The 3,069-nt window shown below is 51.9% G+C and carries 1 rRNA gene; it reads left to right on the top strand.

Features of this window, described 5'->3' with window-relative positions:
* Positions 1-179: 179 nt before the first annotated feature.
* A 23S ribosomal RNA gene (locus H7U36_RS14915) occupies positions 180-3,067 on the top strand.
* The last annotated feature ends 2 nt before the right edge of the window (positions 3,068-3,069 follow it).

The raw sequence follows: 3,069 nt of genomic DNA, 5'->3' as shown, positions 1-3,069 counted from the left end.
AATGTACCTTGAAAACCGCATATAAGAAATTGATGAAAATATCAAGACATCCGAGGCATCATCAGAGATGATGATGACACACTTTGAAGAAAACAAAGTAAAAAAATTGACCTGAACCAACGCATGTAACGCTATACATGTGTGGAAGGAGTCCCGTTCCCGCGGGAGGCCTTCAAGTTGGTTATGCATGAAAGAGCGCAGGGTGGATGCCTTGGCACTAAGAGCCGATGAAAGACGTGATAAGCTGCGAAAAGCTTCGGGGAGGAGCAAATATCCATTGATCCGGAGATCTCTGAATGGGGAAACCCACATGAGCAAACCTCATGTATCCATACGCCAATCCATAACGTATGGAGGGGAACCCGGTGAACTGAAACATCTAAGTAGCCGGAGGAAGAGAAAGAAACATCGATTCCGGAAGTAGCGGCGAGCGAAACCGGAAGAGCCCAAACCGGGGTGCGTGCACCCCGGGGTTCGGACCGCGGAATTGATCTTGTGAGCCTAGCAGAATGGTTTTGGGAAAGCCAGCCAGAGAGGGTGAAAGCCCCGTAAGCGAAAGGTGAGCGAGCATGGCGGTATCCAGAGTAGGTCGAGACACGTGGAACCTTGACTGAATACGCGGGGACCACCCCGTAAGGCTAAATACTCCTTAGTGACCGATAGCGCATAGTACTGTGAAGGAAAGGTGAAAAGGACCCCGGGAGGGGAGTGAAAGAGAACCTGAAACCCTGTGTTTACAAGCTGTGGAAGAACTTTACATGTTCAACCGCGTACTTTTTGTAGAACGGTCCGGCGAGTTACGCTGGCTGGCGAGGTTAAGGACTAAAGGTCCGGAGCCGAAGGGAAACCAAGTCTTAATAGGGCGGTTAGTCAGTCGGAGTAGACCCGAAACCGGGTGATCTATCCATGTCCAGGTTGAAGTTGCCGTAAAAGGCAATGGAGGACCGAACCCACATCCGTTGAAAAGGGTGGGGATGAGGTGTGGATAGGGGAGAAATTCCAATCGAACCCGGAGATAGCTGGTTCTCCTCGAAATAGCTTTAGGGCTAGCCTCATGAGAGTCTTGCGGAGGTAGAGCACTGAATTTCCTAGGGGGCGTCAAAGCTTACCGAAGAATATCAAACTCCGAATGCCGCGTAGATGGTTCATGGGAGTCAGACTACACGAGATAAGTTGGGTAGTCGAAAGGGAAAGAGCCCAGACCTGCAGCTAAGGTCCCAAAGTATGTGTTAAGTGGAAAAGGATGTGGGATTTCAAAGACAACCAGGATGTTGGCTTAGAAGCAGCCACACATTAAAAGAGTGCGTAATAGCTCACTGGTCGAGAGGTCCTGCGCCGAAAATGTCCGGGGCTGAAACACATCACCGAAGCTCAGGAATGTTTTAACATTGGTAGAGGAGCATTGCATACGGGAAGAAGCAGTACCGGAAGGAGCTGTGGACTGTATGGAAGAGAGAATGCCGGAATGAGTAGCGAGAGGAAGGTGAGAATCCTTCCGGCCGAATATCCAAGGTTTCCAGAGTAAAGCTGATCTGCTCTGGGTAAGTCGGGACCTAAGGCGAGGCCGAGAGGCGTAGTCGATGGACAACAGGTTGAAATTCCTGTACTACGGTATGACAGAACTGTGGGGACGCAGAAAGAGAGCACTACCGGGAATGGAAAGACCGGGGCAAGCGAGGTAGGAGGTAAGTTGGCAAATCCGCTTATCAATCCGAAGACGTGACGCATACCGAACTAAAAGTAGGGAAATGTGTGAGCTGGCTGCCAAGAAAAGCCGCTATTGTTCATACCGTACCCGTACCGTAAACCGACACAGGTGGATGAGGAGAGAATCCTAAGGCCGACGGGAGAAGCATTGTTAAGGAACTCGGCAAAATGACTCCGTAACTTCGGGAGAAGGAGTGCCTGCGAGAGCAGGCCGCAGAGAATTGGCCCAAGCAACTGTTTAGCAAAAACACAGGTCTATGCGAAACCGAAAGGTGAGGTATATGGGCTGACGCCTGCCCGGTGCTGGAAGGTTAAGGGGAGAGGTTAGCCGTAAGGCGAAGCTTTGAACTTAAGCCCCAGTAAACGGCGGCCGTAACTATAACGGTCCTAAGGTAGCGAAATTCCTTGTCGGGTAAGTTCCGACCCGCACGAAAGGCGTAATGATTTGGGCACTGTCTCGACAATGCACCCGGTGAAATTGAAGTACCAGTGAAGATGCTGGTTACCTGCGCCAGGACGGAAAGACCCCATGGAGCTTTACTCTAGCTTGATACTGGGACTCGGTATTGTATGTACAGGATAGGTGGGAGGCTAGGAAGTGGTGACGCCAGTTGCCATGGAGCCGCTGTTGGGATACCACCCTTGCAGTGCTGGGTTTCTAACCTGCGGCCGTAATCCGGCCGGGGGACAATGTCAGGTGGGGAGTTTGACTGGGGCGGTCGCCTCCGAAAGGGTATCGGAGGCGCTCAAAGGTTCCCTCAGAATGGTTGGAAACCATTCGAAGAGTGCAAAGGCAGAAGGGAGCTTGACTGCGACACCGACGGGTGGAGCAGGTACGAAAGTAGGACTTAGTGATCCGGTGGTATAAAGTGGGATTGCCATCGCTCAACGGATAAAAGCTACCCTGGGGATAACAGGCTTATCACTCCCAAGAGTTCACATCGACGGAGTGGTTTGGCACCTCGATGTCGGCTCATCGCATCCTGGGGCTGAAGTAGGTCCCAAGGGTTGGGCTGTTCGCCCATTAAAGCGGTACGCGAGCTGGGTTCAGAACGTCGTGAGACAGTTCGGTCCCTATCCGGCGTGGGCGTAGGATATTTGAGAGGAGCTGTCCTTAGTACGAGAGGACCGGGATGGACTGGCCGCTGGTGTATCTGTTGACTTACCAAGGTCATGGCAGAGTAGCCAAGCCGGGAAGGGATAAACGCTGAAGGCATCTAAGCGTGAAGCCCCCCTCAAGATGAGATATCCCTACGTAAAGTAGTAAGACCCCTTGAAGACGACGAGGTAGATAGGGCAGAGGTGGAAGTGTGGTAACACATGGAGCTGACTGTTACTAATCGGTCGAGGGCATAACCAAAG

It is taken from the genome of Faecalicatena fissicatena (assembly GCF_016900595.1).
Taxonomy (GTDB): domain Bacteria; phylum Bacillota; class Clostridia; order Lachnospirales; family Lachnospiraceae; genus Claveliimonas; species Claveliimonas intestinigallinarum.
The sequence above is the reverse complement of the archived record's forward strand: the minus strand, read 5'-3'. Positions and strand labels throughout refer to the sequence as shown.